14 protein-coding genes are annotated in these 18,324 nt (G+C 69.6%); 3 read left to right on the forward strand and 11 right to left on the reverse strand.

All coding sequences use genetic code 11. From position 1 onward, the window contains the following. The first annotated feature begins 1 nt into the window (after nt 1). Together CUT39_RS09060 and CUT39_RS09065 are read left to right on the forward strand one after the other, a co-directional pair. Nucleotides 2–724, forward strand: a complete 723-nt coding sequence (locus tag CUT39_RS09060; protein ID WP_100445743.1) for an ABC transporter ATP-binding protein — start codon at nt 2–4, stop codon at nt 722–724. After that, nucleotides 721–3,501 (forward strand): ABC transporter permease, encoded by a 2,781-nt coding sequence (locus CUT39_RS09065; RefSeq protein WP_100445745.1) that lies wholly within the window; start codon nt 721–723, stop codon nt 3,499–3,501. Before CUT39_RS09060 ends, CUT39_RS09065 begins: the two co-directional genes overlap by 4 nt. Before the next feature lie 32 nt (nt 3,502–3,533). On the opposite strand, the gene map is transcribed toward CUT39_RS09065, so the two are convergent. The 10 genes from map to CUT39_RS09115 form a co-directional block, all read right to left on the reverse strand. Next, nucleotides 3,534–4,430 carry a type I methionyl aminopeptidase gene (gene map / locus CUT39_RS09070; RefSeq protein ID WP_100445747.1) on the reverse strand — a complete coding sequence of 299 codons (897 nt, stop codon included), beginning with the start codon at nt 4,428–4,430 and terminating at the stop codon, nt 3,534–3,536. 299 nt (nt 4,431–4,729) lie between these two features. Further along, nucleotides 4,730–5,254, reverse strand: a complete 525-nt coding sequence (locus CUT39_RS09075; protein WP_100445749.1) for a hypothetical protein — start codon at nt 5,252–5,254, stop codon at nt 4,730–4,732. Between the two features lie 223 nt (nt 5,255–5,477). Further along, the gene (ispG, locus tag CUT39_RS09080) at nt 5,478–6,653 is read right to left on the reverse strand and encodes a flavodoxin-dependent (E)-4-hydroxy-3-methylbut-2-enyl-diphosphate synthase (RefSeq protein WP_100445751.1); all 1,176 of its coding nucleotides are present in this window, start codon (nt 6,651–6,653) and stop codon (nt 5,478–5,480) included. A gap of 29 nt (nt 6,654–6,682) precedes the next feature. Continuing rightward, entirely contained in the window at nt 6,683–7,939 is a 1,257-nt protein-coding gene (locus CUT39_RS09085) for a M50 family metallopeptidase (protein ID WP_100446117.1), read from the reverse strand. Between the two features lie 16 nt (nt 7,940–7,955). After that, nucleotides 7,956–9,161: a 1-deoxy-D-xylulose-5-phosphate reductoisomerase gene (dxr, locus tag CUT39_RS09090; protein ID WP_100446119.1), complete on the reverse strand. Its 1,206-nt coding sequence runs from the start codon at nt 9,159–9,161 to the stop codon at nt 7,956–7,958. Nucleotides 9,162–9,185: 24 nt separating this feature from the next. Beyond that, complete coding sequence (purU, locus tag CUT39_RS09095) at nt 9,186–10,031, reverse strand: formyltetrahydrofolate deformylase (RefSeq protein WP_100445753.1); 846 nt, start codon at nt 10,029–10,031, stop codon at nt 9,186–9,188. Between the two features lie 77 nt (nt 10,032–10,108). Beyond that, a complete protein-coding gene (locus CUT39_RS09100) occupies nt 10,109–11,422 on the reverse strand; it encodes an ABC transporter substrate-binding protein (RefSeq protein ID WP_157930570.1) in 1,314 nt (437 codons plus the stop codon). A gap of 46 nt (nt 11,423–11,468) precedes the next feature. Further along, nucleotides 11,469–12,365 carry a carbohydrate ABC transporter permease gene (locus tag CUT39_RS09105; protein WP_100445757.1) on the reverse strand — a complete coding sequence of 299 codons (897 nt, stop codon included), beginning with the start codon at nt 12,363–12,365 and terminating at the stop codon, nt 11,469–11,471. Beyond that, nucleotides 12,355–13,353: a carbohydrate ABC transporter permease gene (locus tag CUT39_RS09110; RefSeq protein ID WP_100445759.1), complete on the reverse strand. Its 999-nt coding sequence runs from the start codon at nt 13,351–13,353 to the stop codon at nt 12,355–12,357. The genes CUT39_RS09105 and CUT39_RS09110 overlap by 11 nt, the downstream gene beginning before the upstream one ends. Nucleotides 13,354–13,565: 212 nt before the next feature. Continuing rightward, a complete protein-coding gene (locus CUT39_RS09115; protein WP_100445761.1) occupies nt 13,566–15,731 on the reverse strand; it encodes an MMPL family transporter in 2,166 nt (721 codons plus the stop codon). Nucleotides 15,732–15,890: 159 nt separating this feature from the next. Between CUT39_RS09115 and CUT39_RS09120 the strand changes: the two genes are divergently transcribed. Continuing rightward, nucleotides 15,891–16,655: a TetR/AcrR family transcriptional regulator gene (locus tag CUT39_RS09120; protein WP_157930571.1), complete on the forward strand. Its 765-nt coding sequence runs from the start codon at nt 15,891–15,893 to the stop codon at nt 16,653–16,655. A gap of 58 nt (nt 16,656–16,713) precedes the next feature. Here CUT39_RS09120 and CUT39_RS09125 read toward each other — a convergent pair whose 3' ends face one another. Next, nucleotides 16,714–18,270 carry a Rieske 2Fe-2S domain-containing protein gene (locus tag CUT39_RS09125; RefSeq protein ID WP_100445765.1) on the reverse strand — a complete coding sequence of 519 codons (1,557 nt, stop codon included), beginning with the start codon at nt 18,268–18,270 and terminating at the stop codon, nt 16,714–16,716. Between the last annotated feature and the right edge of the window lie 54 nt (nt 18,271–18,324).

Below are 18,324 nucleotides of genomic sequence, written 5' to 3' on the forward strand. Positions count from 1 at the left end.
CATGCCCGTCCTGCACCTGCGGGGCGTCAGCCGTGTCCACGGCGACGGCGAGAACGCCGTCCACGCCCTCGTCGAAACCGAACTGACCGTCGAGTCCGGAGAGATGGTGGCCATCATGGGCCCCTCCGGCTCCGGCAAGTCCACCCTGCTCAACCTCGCCGGCGGGCTCGACCTGCCGACCGAGGGCGAGGTCGAAGTGGAGGGCACCTCGCTGTCCTCGCTCTCGCGCAAGCGGCTCGCGGCCCTGCGCCGCCGCGGCATCGGCTACGTCTTCCAGGATTTCAACCTGGTGCCGAGCCTGACCGCGGCCGAGAACACCGCCCTGCCGCTCGAACTGGACGGCCGGGGCGCCTCGGCGGCCCGCCGGGCGGCCCTGGCCGCGCTCGAGGAGGTCGGCCTCGACGCCCGGATCGCCGACCGGTTCCCCGACGAGATCTCCGGCGGCCAGGCCCAGCGCACCGCCATCGCCCGGGCCCTGATCGGCGAGCGGCGCCTGGTGCTGGCCGACGAGCCCACCGGAGCCCTCGACTCGGTCACCGGCGAGGACGTCCTCAGACTGCTGCGCAAGCGCTGCGACGCCGGCGCGGCCGGCCTCCTGGTCACGCACGACGCCCGCCACGCCGGCTGGGCCGACCGAGTGGTGTTCCTGCGCGACGGCCGCATCGTCGACTCCTCGGCACCGCTGAGCGAGCCCGAGTCCCTCCTCGGGGAGGCCAGCCGATGAGCGGCGGCCTCAGACCGGCCCTGCGCATCGCCCGCCGAGAGGCCATGCGCCACAAGGGCCGGTCGATCCTCTCGATCACGCTGCTAGGACTGCCGCTGCTGGGCACCTCCCTGGCCGCCAGCGCCTTCGACAGCACCGAACTCACCCCCTACGAGGAGGTCGAGCAGCTCACCGGCGACGCCGACGCCTACGTCGAGGCCAACTCGGACGGGCCGGTGACCCAGCGGACCTGGACCGGCCGCTACCCCCAGGCCGAACGGTACGGAGCGGGCGACGACTCGGGTCCGGCGACCGCCGGCGAGCTGCTCGAGGCGCTCCCCGAGGGCGCCCGCGCCGTCCCCTTCAACGAGCAGTTGCCCGGACGGTCCATGATGATCGCGACCCCGGACGGCATCGGCGCTGCGGAGTTCCTCGACTACGACCTGTCCAACCCGCTCTACGAGACGGGGAATCTGCTCACCGTCGAGGGCCGCGCCCCCGGCTCCGGCGAGGTCGCCCTCAGCGTGGATCTGGCCCGGAACCTCGACGCGGGCACGGGCGACCGGCTCGCGGTCCGCGAGGACGAGGAATGGGTCGACTACGAGGTGGTCGGCCTCGTCGAGCGCCCCAGCAGGCTGCGGGCCGACTTCGCCGTCAGCCCCGACCTGGGCTCGAGCGACGGCCTCGCGTCCTGGCTGGTGTCGGTGCCCGGGGAGCTGACCGCCGAGGACGCGCGGGCGCTCAACGACCTCGGGCTGGTCGTCTGGTCGAGCGAGATGGCGCGGAACCCGCCCACTTCGCCCCCGCCGCAGGAGACGGGCGGACCGGACGCCGACGCGGTCGCCATCGCCGCGCTGCTGGTCACCCTGGTCGTCCTGGAGGTGGTGCTGCTGGCCGGCCCGGCCTTCGCCATCAGCGTCAAGCAGCGCGCCCGGGAGTTCGCGATCATGAGCGCCGCCGGCGCGAGCCCGGCGCATCTGCGGCGCACCGTGCTGGCCGGCGGCCTGCTGTTCGGTGTCGTCGCCGCCGTGATCGGGATCGGGCTCGGCCTCCTCATCGCCCGGGCGGCGCTGCCGCTGTTCGAGCTGGCGGTCGGCCACCGCGCCGCCTCGTTCGGAGTATGGCCGGCGCTGCAGGCGGCCGTCGCCGCCTTCGCGGTCGTCACCGGCCTGCTGTCGGCGCTGGCGGCCGCGATCTCCGCCTCCCGGGTGAACGTGGTGGCCGCGCTGGCCGGGCGTCGGCCGCGGCCGCGGGCGAGGAAGCGGTGGGTGTTCCTCGGCCTCGGCCTGGTGGCGCTCGGTGCGGCCGCCGGGGCAGCCGGAGTGCTCGCCCGGTCCACGATCGGCATGGTCGTGGGGCTGGCGGCGCTGCAACTGGGGCTGGTGTGCTGCACCCCGGGGCTGGTGGCGGCGGTCTCCCGGCTGGGGCGGCGGCTGGCCCTGGCCCCGCGGATCGCGCTGCGCGAGACCGGACGCAATCGCAGTGCCGCCGCACCGGCGGTCGCCGCGATCATGGCCGTGGTGGCCGGAGGCATCGCGATCACCATGTGGACGGTCAGCGACGCGCAGCGCTACGACGGCGGTACTTCGCTGACCAGCCCGCCCACCGGCGGGATGAGTCTCTCGGTCTCCGCCGCCCGGGACGGGGACGGCGGCTTCCGGGCCACTCCCGAGCAGGTCGAGGCGGCCGCCGGGGAGGTGCGCGCGATCGTTGAGGGGCAACTGGACGGAGCCGAACTGCACGAGTTCGGCAGGATCACCGACTGCGGCCGGGTCGGGTTCCGCTGCCGGATCGAGGTGCCGCGGCCCGCCGACCTGGTGTGCCCCTACGATGACCGCGCTGCGCAGCGTCAACTGAACGAGTCCGAGCAGCGCGAGGCGGTCGCCGACGACCGCTGCACCCTGACCGCCGGCGATCCGCACCGGAGTACGTTCGGTTCCCTGGTGTCCGACGACCCGGACGTGATCGGCGCGTACCTCGGCCTCGACGGCGAAGCCTTGGACGCGGCCGTGGCGCACTTGGAGGCGGGCGGCGTCATAGTCGGCGATCCGTTGCTGGTGCGCGAGGACGGCACCGCGACCGTGGAGCGGACGCTGACGCCCGTGGAAGGCGAGGGCGAGGCGGAGACCGCCGAGTTCCCGTTCCCGGCGACGGCGTCGCAGTCGCCTCGGCTCGGCCGCTTCGAGGTGGTGTTCGGGACCGCCGCAGCCGCCGAGCTGGGCGAAGTCCCGGGCGAGCGGCTGGACCGGGACTTCCTGGTGCTGGCCGATTCGGAGGTCACCGGCGCCGACATCGAGTCGATGCATGCCTCGTTCCTGGGGGCCGGGTACAACGACCCCTCCAGCGACGTGCACGCCAGTGCCTACCGGCCCCTGGAGGGATTGTCGGTCGAGGTCGTCACGTCGTGGGTGACCGCGGCGATCACCGGCGTGGTCGCGCTCGGCGCGACCGCGGTCGCGACCGGGCTGGTGATCACCGAGACGCGCCGCGACCTGGCCACGCTCGGCGCGGTGGGGGCGACCCCCGGGCTGCGGCGGCGGCTGTCGATGTGGCAGGCGGCGGTGATCTCGCTGCTGGGTGCGACCCTGGGCACCGCCGTGGGCCTGGCGAGCTACGGCGGGATCGCGGCGGCGATGAACCAGGGGCTGCGGTGGCAGTATCCGCTGGAGAACCTGCACGGATTCGACCTGCCGTGGCCGAACCTGGCGCTCACGCTGCTGGCGGTGCCGGCGATCGCGATGGCCGGGGCGGCCCTGTTCACCCGGTCCCGTCTACCGGCGGAGCGGCGGATCACCTGAGCACCGGTGGTCGGCGCCGACCCAACCCTCGTTCAGGCTCCGGCCGGGGTGCCGGCGGCCGGCACGCCGCCGCCGGGCATGGTGAGGATCTCGGCGCCGTCCTCGGTGACCAGCAGCGTGTGCTCGAACTGGGCCGACCATCTGCGGTCGCGGGTCACCGCCGTCCAGCCGTCGTCCCACATCTCCGGGTCGGCGGTCCCGAGGTTGATCATCGGCTCGATGGTGAAGGTCATGCCCGTCTCGATAACCGTCTCCAGGCGAGGGTCGTCGTAGTGCGGCACGTAGAGCCCCGAGTGGAAGGCGGTGCCGATGCCGTGGCCGGTGAACTGGCGGACCACGCCGTAGCCGAACCGGGAGGCGTAGGCCTCGATGACGCGGCCGACGGCGTTGAGCGGACGGCCCGGCTTGACGGCCTTGATCGCGCGCATGGTCGCCCGCCAGGTGCGCTCCACCAGCAGCCGCGCCTCTTCGGAGACGTCGCCGGCCAGGAACGTGGCGTTGCAGTCGCCGTGGACCCCGCCGATGAAGCCGGTGATGTCGATGTTGACGATGTCCCCGTCGGCGACCACCGTGGAGTCGGGGATGCCGTGGCAGATGACCTCGTTGATCGAGGTGCAGCACGACTTCGGGAAGCCCTTGTACCCCAGGGTGGACGGATAGGCGCCGTGGTCGCACAGGTACTCGTGGACGATCCGGTCGAGCTCGTCGGTGGTCACACCCGGGGCGACGGCCTTGCCGACCTCGACCAGCGCGTCGGCGGCGAGCCGGCCGGCGACGCGCATCCGCTCGATGGTCTCGGCGTCCTTGACCTCGGAACCCCGGTACGGGCGCGGAGCCGGTCGGTCGACGTATTCGGGCCGCTCGATCGACTCGGGCACCGCCCGGCGCGGGCTCTGCTTTCCTGGACGCAAAAGGGGACGATCGCTCATCGCTCCAGCCTAACGTCCGGCTTTGTCCGGTCCCGGCGAGTGCAACACCGTTGCCGAACCGAGGCCGGAAAAACTCTTGCGCTGCGCGCCCGTTCGCAGGATGCTGAGGGTTGCCGGTACCGGATCCTCCGACGTCTCCTGACCGAGTCGGCGCGGGGCGCGGCTCCCGTGGCGGTTCCGCGGCCTCCGGGCCGCGGAGTACGACACCTCCCGCGGTCGAGCGCCCCGCCCGTCCAACCCGGGCGCAAGCGGCAGTCGCCCCGCGCCGGCTCACAGCCGCGACCGAGCCTCGCGCCCGCTCAGGCGGTCTCGAGCGTTTTGGTCTCGTCGTCGTCGCCCGGCGCCGGTTCGGGCCGCTCGGTGACGGCGTCCTGGGACATCCGCTCCCAGAGCATGCCGCCGGAGTGCGCCAGGGCGCCGAGCAGGCTGGGCAGGAACGGCAGGATCCAGTCGGCCAGGAAGCCCTGGTGCGGCATGTTGAGCACGAAGATCGCCGAGCCGGCGCACAGCAGCCCCTGGAGGGTGCCGCGCCAGGCGGCGCGGGTGCCGTCGGCGACGGCGGCGCGGCGCTCGGCGGTCGGGTCGTGGAACTTCGTCAGCCCCGCGGTGTCGCGGCGCCCCAGGTAGCCGCCGACGACGATCTGGACGGCGCTGCCGGAGACGACGGCGGCGACGAGGCTGTTCTTGGTGACCACGTAGAGCAGGGCGAACAGGAGGCCACCGCCGAGGACGGTGAGGGCGGCCCTGATCCAGTCGGTCTTGTCTCCGGGATACCAGTAGTACTTGGTGACCCCTTCGGATACCTGTCGGACGATCTTCCCCATGGCGGTGGCTCCCCCTTCGCGGGCGACTGGGACGGAACTCATTATCAGGTGTCGGGGCCGGGCGGCACACCGATTCCCCGGAGTCGATTTTATGCCATCTGGTGCTGAAAGTTCCGAGTGTCGGTTTTTCGCGGACGATGTGTCCCCGCTACCTGCGCTCGCGTACCAGCGTAATAACGGACGGTATCGTCGTAAGTCGTGCATCCGACAGTCCGACCGGAGGTCAGTGGACCTCGACGACGGGCCCGGCGAGCTCCCGGAGCTCCTCGGGAAGGTCGGCGCCCATCTCCTCGGCCACCCGGACGGCCTCCTCGATGAGGGTCTCGACGATCTGCGACTCGGGGACGGTGCGGATGACCTCGCCCTTGACGAAGATCTGGCCCTTGCCGTTGCCGCTGGCGACACCGAGGTCGGCCTCGCGGGCCTCGCCGGGGCCGTTGACGACGCAGCCCATGACCGCGACCCGGAGCGGCACCGGCAGCCCCTCCAGGCCGGCGGTGACCTCCTCGGCGAGCTTGTAGACGTCGACCTGGGCGCGTCCGCACGAGGGGCAGGAGACGATCTCCAGGCCCCGCTCCCTCAGGCCGAGCGACTCCAGGATCTGGTTGCCGACCTTGACCTCCTCGACCGGCGGGGCCGACAGGGAGACGCGGATGGTGTCGCCGATGCCGTCGGCCAGCAGCGCCCCGAAGGCGGTGGCCGACTTGATGGTGCCCTGGAAGGCCGGTCCGGCCTCGGTGACGCCGAGGTGGAGCGGGTAGTCGCACCGCTCGGACAGCAGCTTGTAGGCCTTGATCATCACCACCGGGTCGTTGTGCTTGACCGAGATCTTGATGTCGCGGAAGTCGTGCTCCTCGAACAGCGAGGCCTCCCAGAGGGCCGATTCGACCATCGCCTCGGGGGTGGCCTTGCCGTACTTCTCCAGCAGCCGCTTGTCGAGCGACCCGGCGTTGACGCCGATGCGGATCGGGGTCCCGGCCGCCTTGGCGGCCGAGGCGATCTCGCCGACCCGGTCGTCGAACTTCCGGATGTTGCCGGGGTTGACCCGCACCGCCGCGCACCCGGCGTCGATGGCGGCGAAGACGTACTTGGGCTGGAAGTGGATGTCGGCGACGACCGGGATCTGGGACTTCGAGGCGATGACCGGCAGCGCGTCGGCGTCCTCCTGCGTCGGGCACGCGACGCGCACGATCTGGCAGCCCGAGGCGGTCAGCTCGGCGATCTGCTGCAGGGTCGGGCCGATGTCGGCGGTGCGCGTGGTGGTCATCGACTGGACGCTGACCGGCGCGCCGCCGCCGACCAGGACGCCGCCGACGTTGAGCTGGCGCGTCCGGCGGCGTTCGGCGAGCGGTTCGGGCTCGTCGCGCTTGGTGGGAATGCCGAGGTTCACAGCGGTCATGGGCCTGGTCTCCCCCTCCTCGAGGCGGGCTAGTTGAAGATGGTGATGGGATTGACGATGTCAGCGGTGATCGTCAACAGCATGAAGCCGCCCAACAGGATGATCACAGCGTAAGTCAACGGCATGAGCTTCAGGTAGTCGACACGGCCGGGGTCGGGCCTGCCGCGCTTCGCGGCCAGCCACGACCGGACCCGCTCGAACCAGGCGATGGCGAGGTGCCCGCCGTCCATCGGCAGCAGCGGCAGCAGGTTGAACACCCCGATGAAGTAGTTCAGGACCACCAGCAGCATGAAGAACATGGCCCACTGGTCGTACTGGACCATCTCGCCGCCGAGCCGGGAGGCGCCGACGACGCTGACCGGGGTGTCGTCGGCGCGCTCGGCACCCATGATCGAATCCCACAGCGGCGGGATCTTCGACGGCAGCTTGCCGAGCGCGATGAAGGTCTCACGGAACATGTCGCCGGTGTAGACGAGGGTGTCGCCGACGCCCTGGACCGGCCCGGAGACCATGACCGGGTCGATGCTCGGGTCGAGGTAGGGGGTGACGCCGATGCGGGCGACGGTCTCGGTGGTGCCGTCGGCCAGCTCCTGCTCGGCGGAGTAGGGTTCGATCTCGAACTCGTGGGTCCGCTCGCCGCGCTCGACGGCGACCTCGACCGGCTCGCCGGGGGTGAGGTCCGAGACCCGTTCGACCAGGGAATCCCAGTCGGTGACGGCCGAACCGCCCACGCCGACGATCTCGTCGCCGTTCTGCATCCCGGCCTCGGAGGCCGGGCCCGGCCGGTCGGAGGCCGAGCAGGTGAAGTCCGCGTCGGCGTCCTCGGGTGGGATGCATTCGGCGACGTCGACGGTGGCGGTCTCCTGGGAGTGCTGGTAAGAGTCGGCCCAGGCGGGGTTGGTGACCCCGACGAAGGACACCAGGACCCACAGCACCGCGAACGCCAGGATGAAGTGGGTCACCGAGCCGGCGGCGAGGACGATCGTGCGCTGCCACAGCGGCTTGCGCCAGAAGACCCGCTTCTGGTCCTTCTGGTCGAGATCCTCCTCCTCTTCCTCCAGCGGGGTCATGCCGACGATCTTCACGAATCCGCCCAGCGGGATGCCCTTGAGGCCGTATTCGGTCTCGCCGCGGCGGAACGACCACAGCGTGGGGCCGAAGCCCACGAAGTACCGCGTGACCTTCATCCGGAACGCCTTGGCGGTGAGCATGTGGCCGAATTCGTGCAGGCTCACTGAGATGAGGATCGCCAGCGCGAACAGGATGATCCCGGTGGTGTAGGCCAGCAAGGCGTGACTCCTTCTATCGCTCCGACGCGTCCAACACTATCTGGCGGGCGCTCGAGCGCGCCCAGTTCTCGGCTTCCAGTACGTCTGCGACGCTTCCGGGCGGGCCGAATTCGGGGGCGGCCTCGAGGACGGCCGCCACGGTGTCGACGATGCCGAGGAAGGGCAGCCGCGCCCCGCGGAAGGCGGCGACGGCCTCCTCGTTGGCGGCGTTGTAGACCGCCGGGAGTACGCCGCCGGCCCTGCCGGCCGCCTTGGCGAGCTCGACGGCGGGGAAGGCGGTGTGGTCGAGCGGTTCGAAGTGCCAGTCGCACGCCCGGGTCCAGTCGACCGGTGCGGCCGCTCCGGGGACGCGGTCGGGCCAGGCGAGCGCGTGGGAGATGGGCAGGCGCATGTCGGGCGGGGAGGCCTGGGCGATGGTGGAGCCGTCGGTGAACTCGACCATGGAGTGGACCACCGACTGGGGGTGGACGACGACCTCGAGTCGGTCGTAGTCGACGCCGAACAGCTCGTGGGCCTCGATGATCTCCAGGGACTTGTTCACCATGGTGGCGGAGTTGATGGTGACGACCGGTCCCATGTCCCAGGTGGGGTGGGCGAGCGCGTCGTCGAGCGTGACGTCCGCGAGGCGGTCGCGGGTCCGGCCGCGGAACGGGCCGCCGGAGGCGGTCAGCACGAGTTTGGCGACCCGGTCGCCGGCGCCCGAGCGCAGGCACTGGGCGAGCGCGGAGTGCTCGGAGTCGACCGGGGTGATCTGTCCGGGTTCGGCGATTTCGCGGACCAGTGGGCCGCCCGCCACCAGCGACTCCTTGTTGGCGAGGGCGACCCGGCGGCCGGCCTTCAGGGCGGCGAGGGTGGGTTCGAGGCCGATGGAGCCGTCCATGGCGTTCAGGACCGTGTCGGCCGGCCAGGCGGCGAGTTCGGTCATGGCCGAGCGTCCGCCGATGATCTTCGGGATCCGGGTGTCGCCGGTGGACCAGCCCCGTTTGGTGGCGGCGGCGAACAGGCGCAGTTGGACGTCCTCCACGGCGGTGGCGTCGGCTACGGCGACGGCCTCGACTTCCAGTTCGACCGCCTGCTCGGCGAGGAGGGCGGGCCGGGAGCCGCCGGCGCCGAGGGCGGCGACGCGGAACCGGTCGGGGTCGGCGCGGACGATGTCGATGGCCTGGGTGCCGATGGAGCCGGTGGAGCCCAGCAGCACGATCTCGCGTTGGTCTGTCACGGGGTCATTGTCCAGCACGGGGTGCTATCGGAAAACCACCGTCTTGGTGCCGTTGAGGAGTATGCGTTGGTCCAGGTGGGCGGCCAGGCCGCGGGCGAGGCAGGTCGATTCCAGGTCGCGGCCGGCGGCGACCAGGTCCTGGGGGCTCATCGAGTGGTCGACGCGGGCGACCTCCTGGTCGATGATGGGGCCTTCGTCGAGGTCGGCGGTCACGTAGTGGCAGGTGGCGCCGATGAGTTTGACGCCGCGCTCGTGGGCCTGGTGGTAGGGTCTGGCGCCCTTGAAGCTGGGCAGGAACGAGTGGTGGATGTTGAGGATGCGGCCGGGCAGCTTGGCGCAGAATTCGCGCGAGAGGATCTGCATGTAGCGGGCCAGGACGACCACGTCGATGCGTTCGGACTGGACGAGGTCGAGCAGCCGCTGCTCTTGGGAGGCCTTGCCTTCGGGGCCGACCGGCAGGTGGTGGAACGGCACGCCGGAGGAGGCGGCGAGATCGGCCCAGTCGGGGTGGTTGGAGACCACGGCGGCGGCCTCGCCGTGGAGGGCGCCGATGCGGAAGCGGTAGAGCAGGTCGTTGAGGCAGTGGCCCTGCTTGGAGGCCATCAGGAGCACCCGCGGCTTGACGGCGCGGTCGTGGAGGTGCCAGTCCATGTCGAATTCGCGGGCGACCTCGGCGAAGCCCACGGCCAGTTCGTTGTGCGTCGATTCGCTGACGAACGCCACCCGCATGAAGAACCGGCCCGAGCCGTGTTCGGAGAACTGCTGGGAGTCCTCGATGTTGGCGTTCCGGCGGGTCAGGAAGCCCGAGACGGCGTAGACGATGCCGAGGCGGTCGGGGCAGGAGAGCGTGAGTACGAACTGGCTGGACACCGCGCCAATGATACGGGGCGGTCAACCGGTCGACAAAGGGGCGGGGCCGGTCGGCCCCGCCCCTCAAGCGCTTGCATTTACTCGCCGATGGCGGCTTCGGCTTCGGTGACGAACTGCTCGGCGGCCTCGGCGGCGCCCAGCTCGCCTGCGAGCATCGTCTCGCCGATGCGCTTGGCGATGTCGGGGACGTCGGCGGCGCCGATCGGCGGGACCGGCGGGCCCTGCTCGAGATCGGGGGTGATCTCGGCGAGGAAGTCCGCCGACTGGGCGTCGGCGTCCTCGAGCATCGGCACGATCCGCTCGCGCTGCGTCAGGTTTGAGGGCATGCCGCGGTCGGTGAGCATCAGGTCGAGCGACTCTTCGCTGTTGAGCAGGAAGTCGACGAGCTTGCCGGAGGTCTCGGCGTTGGCGTTGGAGTCCTCGGCGGCGGCGGCCCAGAACATGGCCGGCTTGAGGTACATGCCCTTGTTGGAGAACTCGCTCTCGCCGGGGATGCGCAGGAGCCGCACTTCGCTGCCGAGCACCTCCGAGATGGCGGAGAGCTGGTTGGTCCAGTACATGGCCATGCCGGCGTCGCCGGTGGCGAAGGGGGCCTGGTCCTGGCCCGCCGACTCGAATTCGACGATCTCGGCGGCGGTGGCCGAGCCTCCGGAGCCCACGAGCCCGAGCAGGAAGTCGTAGTACTCGGCGAGCACCTCGGTGTCGAAACCGAGGCCCCCGTCGGGCGAGTACAGACTCTGGCCGTGCTGGCGGGCGAAGATGTTGAACACCGCCTCGTTGTTGACGAAGACCGACTGGGTGCCGAACTTCCCGGTGGCGTCGTTGATCTCCACGGCGATGTCGACGAAGTCCTGCCAGGTCCAGGTGGTGTCGTCGGGCAGGGGCACGCCGGCCTCGTCGAACACGGCGGGGTTGGCCATGACGGTCATGGCGTTGACGCCGGTGGCCACCCCGTAGGTCTTGCCGTCGATCTGGCCGCCGCTGAGGGCGCCTTCGTCGATCTCGGAGAGGTCGACGCCGATGTCCTCCATGGCGGCCAGCGCGCCCTGGCTGGCGTAGTAGCGCAGGTAGCGCTCCTCTTGCTGCATGACGTCGGGCGAGTTGCCGCCGGAGACGGCCACCGAGAGGTTGTCCCAGTAGCTGCTCCATTCGCCGGGGTTCGGCTTGACGCTGACGCCGTCGTTGGCCGCCTCGAAGGCGTCGATGATCTGCTGGGTGTATTCGTGGCGCGGGTCCGAGCCCCACCACATGAACTCGATCTCACTGGAGTCCCCACCGCCGCCGTCGTCGCCGCCGCCGCAGGCTGCGAGCGGGGCCGCGCCGGCCCCGAGCAGGCCCGCCTTGGCGAGCGTTCGGCGGCTGAGCCCTTGTGAGGGGTTGAAAGACTTCATAAGCCCGATCCTTTCGATTCGTTGCATTCGTGCGATTCGTTTCCGGTTATTTGATGCCGGTCGTGGCGATGCCTCTGACGAGGTACTTCTGGCCGGCCAGGAAGAACCCGAAGATGGGTCCGATCGCCACGATCGACATGGCGAACAGGGCGCCCCAGTTCGTCTGGCCCTGCGAGTCCATGAACCATCGCAGCGCCAGTGGAACGGTGCGCATCTCGAGGCTGTTGAGGTAGATCAACTGGGAGTAGAAGTCGTTCCACGTCCAGATGAAGGTGAAGATGGAGGTGGTGGCGAGCGCGGGCATGCACAGCGGCATCACCACCCGTAGGTAGGTCCCCCAGTAGCTGCAGCCGTCGATCTGGCTGGCCTCGTCGAGTTCCCGCGGCAGTCCGCGGATGAACTGGACCATCAGGAAGATGAAGAAGGCGTCCACGGCCAGGAACTTGGGCACGATGAGCGGCCAGAACGTGTCCACCCAGCCCAGGTTGTTGAACAGGATGTACTGCGGGATGATCACCACGTGGATGGGCAGCATGATCGTCGCCAGCATCACCCCGAACAGCGGCCCCCGCAGCGGGAACTTCAGCCGGGCGAAAGCGTATGCGGCCATCGAGCAGGAGAGGAGGTTCCCCACGACCGCTCCGGCGACGATCACCATCGAGTTGAAGATGTAGCGGTGGAACGGGTGGGGCGTGCTCGTCCAGCCGTCGGCGTAGTTGCCCCAGTCCCAGTCGGTGGGGATGAGGCTCGAGTTCGCGAACACCTCGGTGATCGGTTTGAACGAGGCCGAGAGCATCCACAGCAGCGGGTAGATCATGATCAGCGCGAACGTGATCAGCCCGAGGTGGATGATCAGGCCGCGCACGCCGCTCCAGCCGGAGCCGGGTTCGCGGCGTCGGGAAACCTGGGTAGCGGGCTCGGGGGCCGCGGTCTTAGTCGCCATAGAAGACCCAATACTTGGACATGAGGAAGTTCAGGGTGGTGAACAGCGCGATGATGACCAGCAGGAGCCATGCCAGCGCAGAGGCGTAGCCCATGTCGAACGAGGTGAACGCCCGCTGGTAGAGGTACAGCGTGTACACCATGGTCGAGTCGGCCGGTGCTCCGTCGCCGCCGGAGACGATGAACGCCTGGGTGAACGACTGGAAGGCGTTGATGATCTGCAGCACGAGGTTGAAGAAGATGATCGGCGTCAGCAGCGGCACGGTGACGTTCAGGAACCGGCGGACCGGTCCGGCGCCGTCGACCTTGGCGGCCTCGTAGTACATCTGGGGGATCTGCCGCAGGCCGGCCAGGAAGATGACCATGGGCGAGCCGAAGGTCCAGACGTTGAGGATGATGAGGGTGCCCAGGGCGGTCTCGGGGTCGGAGGTCCATCCGCGGCCCTCGATGGAGAACAGGCCGAGCGCGTCGTTGACCAGGCCCTCGGTGCCGAAGATCTGGCGCCACATGATGGCGATCGCGACCGAGGAGCCGACGAGGCTGGGCAGGTAGAACACCGAGCGGTAGATCGGCAGGCCGCGCACGCCCCGGTCGAGGACCATCGCCAGGGCCAGGGCCAGCGCGAGCTGGAGGGGCACGGAGATGAAGACGTAGCGGACGGTCACCCAGAACGAGTTGTGCAGCCGGGAGTCGTCGAGCATCCGCTCGTAGTTCTCCAGGCCGACCCAGTTGGCGTCGCCGATCAGTCCGTAGTCGGTGAACGACAGGTACAGCGAGGCGATCATCGGGCCGACGGTGATCGCGACCATCCCGATCAGCCACGGCGCGAGGAAGCTGAGTGCGGCCCAGCGTTCGCGGCTGCGCTTCGACCGTCCGAACCCGCGGTGGACTCGTCTGCCGGACGGGGAGGCGGGGGTCTCCGCCGGTCCCGTCGGCTCGCCGGAGTCGCGCTCGGTCGGCGGCGCGACGGCGACTTCTTTGTCGGTCATTGCGTAATGAGGCCTTTCAAGGGGGCTGGCTCCAGGTCAACCCAGGCTATGCAACCGCTTGCCTCCTGTCAACAGCTCGACTTGAATTCCTCTATATCTTTTTCATCAAGGACCCAACAATCCCTCGGAACGCCGCGTTACGTGCGCGAACGCCCCGGACACGACCGCGGCCCGCCCCGGGGAGGCCGGGGCGGGCCGGGAGCCGGGTCGGGTCAGACGCTCGCGGGGACCTTCGGCTCGGGCGCCGGCGCCTCCTCGTCGGTCTCCTTGATGCCGTATTTCGAGTACAGTCGGCCCAGCGGGCCGGGGACCCACCAGTTGGCGCGCCCCAGCAGCCGCATCGTGGCCGGCACCAGCATCATCCTGACCACGGTCGCGTCCAGGAGGATCGCCACGGCCATGCCGACGCCGAGCATCTTCATGAAGGTGATGCCGCCGGTGGCGAAGGCGCCCACCACCACGATGAGGATCGCCGCGGCGGCGGTGATGATCGAGCCGGTCGCCTGCATCCCGCGCAGGACCGCGGTGCGGTTGTCGGCCCCGTTGTCCCACTCCTCGCGGACCCGCGACAGCAGGAACACCTCGTAGTCGGTGGACAGGGCGAACAGCAGCACCACCATCAGCAGCAGGTTCGCGGGACTCAGGTACCCCGAGGGCGTGAAGTCCAGGAATCCCGAGAGGTTCCCCTCCTGGAAGATCCACACCACGACGCCGACCGCCGCCGCCAGGGACACCAGGTTCATGAGCACCGCCTTGACCGGCAGGACGATCGAACCGAAGGCCAGGAAGAGCACGATCATGGTGACCGCCACGATGTAGCCCACCATCGCCGGGATGCCGCCGAGGATGGCGTCGAACATGTCGACCAGCTCGGCCGGACCGCCGGTGACGCGCACGTCCGCGCCGCCCAGGTCCAATTCGCGGATGTCCTCGACGAGGCCGCGGGCCTCGGCGCTGAACGGGTCGGCGTCGTAGGCGACCTCCAGGAGCGAGGCCTCGCCGTCCTGGCCCAGCGGGACGACCGACTCCACGGTCTCGAGCCGTTCCAGCGTTCGCACGGCCTCGGCCAGCGCGGCTCCTCCCCCGCCGTCGACCATGATCTCGAAGCTCTCGACCTCCCCGCCGGGGAAGTCCGCGGCGAGGGTCTCGGTGACCACGCGGGATTCGGCGTCGGCGGGCATCATCCGCTCGTCGGTGCCGCCGAAGGCCGCTCCGAAGACCGGGGAGGCCAGCAGCGCCATGAACGCCACGACCGGCAGCAGGACCAGGACCGGGCGGCGCATGACGCCGGCGGCGAGGCCGTGCCAGAAGCCGGAGTCGGCCTGGACTCCCTTGCCGCGCCTCCAGGGCAGGCGCCCGTTGTCCACGCGGTGTCCCAGCAGGAACAGGATCGCCGGCAGGGCCACCAGCGCGGTGACCATCGCGACGCCGACCGCGGACATCACACCGTAGGCGATGCCGTGCAGGAACGGCACGTCGACGAACAGCAGGCCGGCCATGGACAGCACGATGATCAGGCCGGAGACCATGACCGTCCGCCCGGCGGTGGCGATGGTGCCGAGCACGGCCTCGCGCTTGCCCCGGCCGGCGGCCAGCTCCTCGCGGAACCGCCGCAGGACGAACAGCGAGTAGTCGATGGACATGCCGAGTCCGATGATGGTGATGACGTTGGCCGCGAAGATCGACACGTCGGTGAACTGGGCGATCACCCGGGTGACGGTGAAGCCCCCGAGGATCGCCATGCCGCCCACCAGCAGCGGGAGCGAGGCGGCGACGAGGGCGCCGAAGACGATGATCATGATGACCAGCAGCAGCGGCATCGAGATCATCTCGGCCAGCTCGAGGTCCTCTTGGACCTGCTCGTTGATGTCGTGGTAGATCGCGGCGCCGCCGCCGAGCGACATGGCCAGCTCGCCGCCGGTGTCGACGTCGCGGGCCTGCTCCTCGAAGCCTTCGTAGGATTCGAGCAGTTCGGTGTCGCCGCTGCCGTTCAGGTTCACCACCGCGTAGGTGGCGGTGCCGTCCTCGGCCACGAGGTCCGGCAGCCCGGCGTCGTAGTAGGTGGTGACGCTCTCGACCTCGTCGATCGCGGCGACCTGTTCGAACGCGGCGGTGGCGGCCGAGGTGAACGCGGGGTCGTCGGCGGTGAGCGAGTCGGATTCGAGCAGGACCACGACGTCGGCGCCGACCGAGCCGAAGCGCTCCTCGATGGCCTCGGAGTCGGTGACCGACTCGGCGTCCTCGGAGACGAAGCCGCCGTCGGTGAAGTCGTCGAAGACGCCGACGCCCCAGGTCGAGCCGACGGCGAAGATCGCGACCACGCCGACGACGATGAACCATCGGGCCTTGATGACCGCGCGTCCTAGCAGGGAATACATTAGGGTGCTCCTGGAGGGTTCGAGCCCGCGGCCTCTGGTGGCGGGGACCGGTCGGGCGGTAAGATTGTGAGCAGTGAATATTAAGCTAACGCCGTTAACATTAATGAACGGCGATAGTAGAGTCAACGTCGTTCACGAGGATTTCTCCCTAGGAGTGCAGTGACTTCGAACACCGCAAGCGTTCCGAGCCGCCGCGAACGGATGCGCGCCGAGACCATGACCGAGATCAAGGCCAGCGCCCGCGGCCAGCTTCTGGAGCACGGCCCGAGCGGGATCTCCCTGCGCGCGGTCGCCAGAGACGTCGGCGTCTCCCCGGCCGCCCTCTACCGATACTTCGACAACCTGGACGCACTCCTGACCGACCTGTGCTGCGACTTCTACGACGAGCTGGTCGACGCCAGCCGGGCCGCCATGGAAGTCCACCCGGCCGAGGCCCACCCCGAGCGCATGAAGGCCTGGGTCTGGACGTTCCGGTCCTGGGTGGTCTCCCACCGGCGGGAGTTCGAGCTGATGCTCAACGTGCCCGAGTCCGAGAGCGCGCTGACCCCGTGCGTCAACATCGCGGACGTGCCCTTCGACGACCTCCCGGCCGTGACGCGCAAATCGATGGAGCACGCCCGGCTGTGCGGGCGCGAGCTGGCCGCCTACTACCGGCACACCGAAGGGCAGGGGTTCGACTTCTCCGCGATCGACATTCCCGAGATCTCGAAGGGCCTGAGCGACGAGCTGCTGGACCAGTGCGCGGACATGGTCATCGGCGAGCGGCTCCCGCTGCCGTGGATCTACGCCTTCGCCTCGGCGTGGGTCCGGGTCTTCGGACTGGTCACCATGGAGGCGTTCGGGAGCCTGCCGGTGCGCGACAACATCGAGGAGTTCTACAAGGTCCAGCTCATGTCGATGATGCGGGACTTCGGGATCGCCTGAGCCCGCCCGGTCGGGCGCCCGGGCTCAGGCATCCTCAGCGCGAGCGCTTCGACTCGGCTCACGCATCCTCAGCGCGAGCGCTTCGGATGTCGTGCCCGACGCTGGTCATGCACTTGCCCGAGCCGAGGTTCCACTTCCATCCGTGCATCTGGCAGGTCAGGACGCCGTCCTCGATCTTGCCGAACACCGACAGGTCGGCCTTCAGGTGCGGGCAGCGGCGCTGCATGGTCCATCCCTGCATCGTGATGTCCTCGTCGTCGGGGCGCTGCTCGGCGTACCAGCCTTCGGCGTACTGGATCCGCTCCTCGGACAGGCACTTGAAGAACGCGTAGACGTACTCGTTGTACTGGCCGATGCGGGCGGCGGTGAACCGGCACGACAGGAACAGCGAGTTGACCCAGTCGACCTCGCGCACGTGGAGCAGGTGCTCGATCAGGCGCCGCTCGGTGCGGAAGCGGTAGCGGACCTTGTCGCCCCGGTCGGGATAGATCCGCCGCTCCAGGAAGTCGAAGATGATCGACTCCACGACCTCCTCCGAGTCCGGGGCGGTCAGGTCGAAGCGGACCGGCCCGCCGACGCCGGTGGCGATGTGCTCGGCCTGGGCCATGATCGGCTCGAACCGCTCCCGCAGCGTGGCGAGGACGTCGATCTCCGGGTGCGCCCAGGTGGCCTTCTCGGCGGCGATGCGGCCCTTCTGGCGGTCGCGGAAGGCATCGAGGTGCTCCTTCTTGTCCGCGAACCACTCGCGCAGGTCCCCCACCGGATGGGTGGCCGAGGCCGAACCGTCGCCGCCGACCTCGGCGACCGAACCGGGCAGCAGCACGATGTTGTTCGTCCGCCCCTGCTCGGCGAGCCAGTCGGTGTAGGCCAACTGGTCGGGGAAGATGTTGCCCTCGTCGCCGAAGACGTCGTTGAACCGGTACAGCTCGTCGTCCAGGAAGCACGGGGGGCCGGCGATCGGGAAGACCCAGTCGGCGGCGACGTCGTCGATGTATCGCAGGGACCGGTCGAAGCCGCGTTCGCGCTTCTGCTTGCCGAAGGCGCGCTTGGCGTTGTCGGGCAGCTCGTAGACCATCGGGAACCAGATCGCCCCGGAGAACTGGAGCAGGTGGGCGTGGATCTTCCCGTGCTTGAGGAACACGCTCATGTCGGTGGGGCGGGCGTCGTTCTGGTTGAGCAGCCGGGTGCCGTCGGCGTCCTCCACCCACAGCGAGGAGTCCCCGATCGGGCCGTCGGTGGGGCTGGTCAGGGCCTGGATCATCACCCTGACGCCGCCGGGGAGCTCCACGACCTCCTCGGAGACGGTCTTGATGAACTTGTGGAAGCCGAGCGCGCGCAGTTCCGATTCCAGCTCCGAGGTGGGGTACTCCGGCAGCAGGACGGTGGTGTCCTTGCTGATGCGCTCGCGGAGGTTCTGCTCGTCGAAGTGGTCGCGGTGCAGGTGCGAGACGTACAGGTAGTCGGCCCGGCCGAGGGCGTCCCAGTCGAGCTGCGAATTGTCGGGGAAGGGGAACCAGGAGGCGAAGTACGCGGGGTTGACCCAAGGATCGCAGAGGATCGAACCTGCGGCCGTCTCGATGTACATGCTGGCGTGGCCAGTACCGGTGATGCGCACGGATACCCTTCCGAAACTCGGTCGACTGCGCCTCAACTTTACAGCTCACACCGA

It is taken from the genome of Glycomyces xiaoerkulensis, assembly GCF_002798405.1.
GTDB lineage: Bacteria > Actinomycetota > Actinomycetes > Mycobacteriales > Micromonosporaceae > Glycomyces > Glycomyces xiaoerkulensis.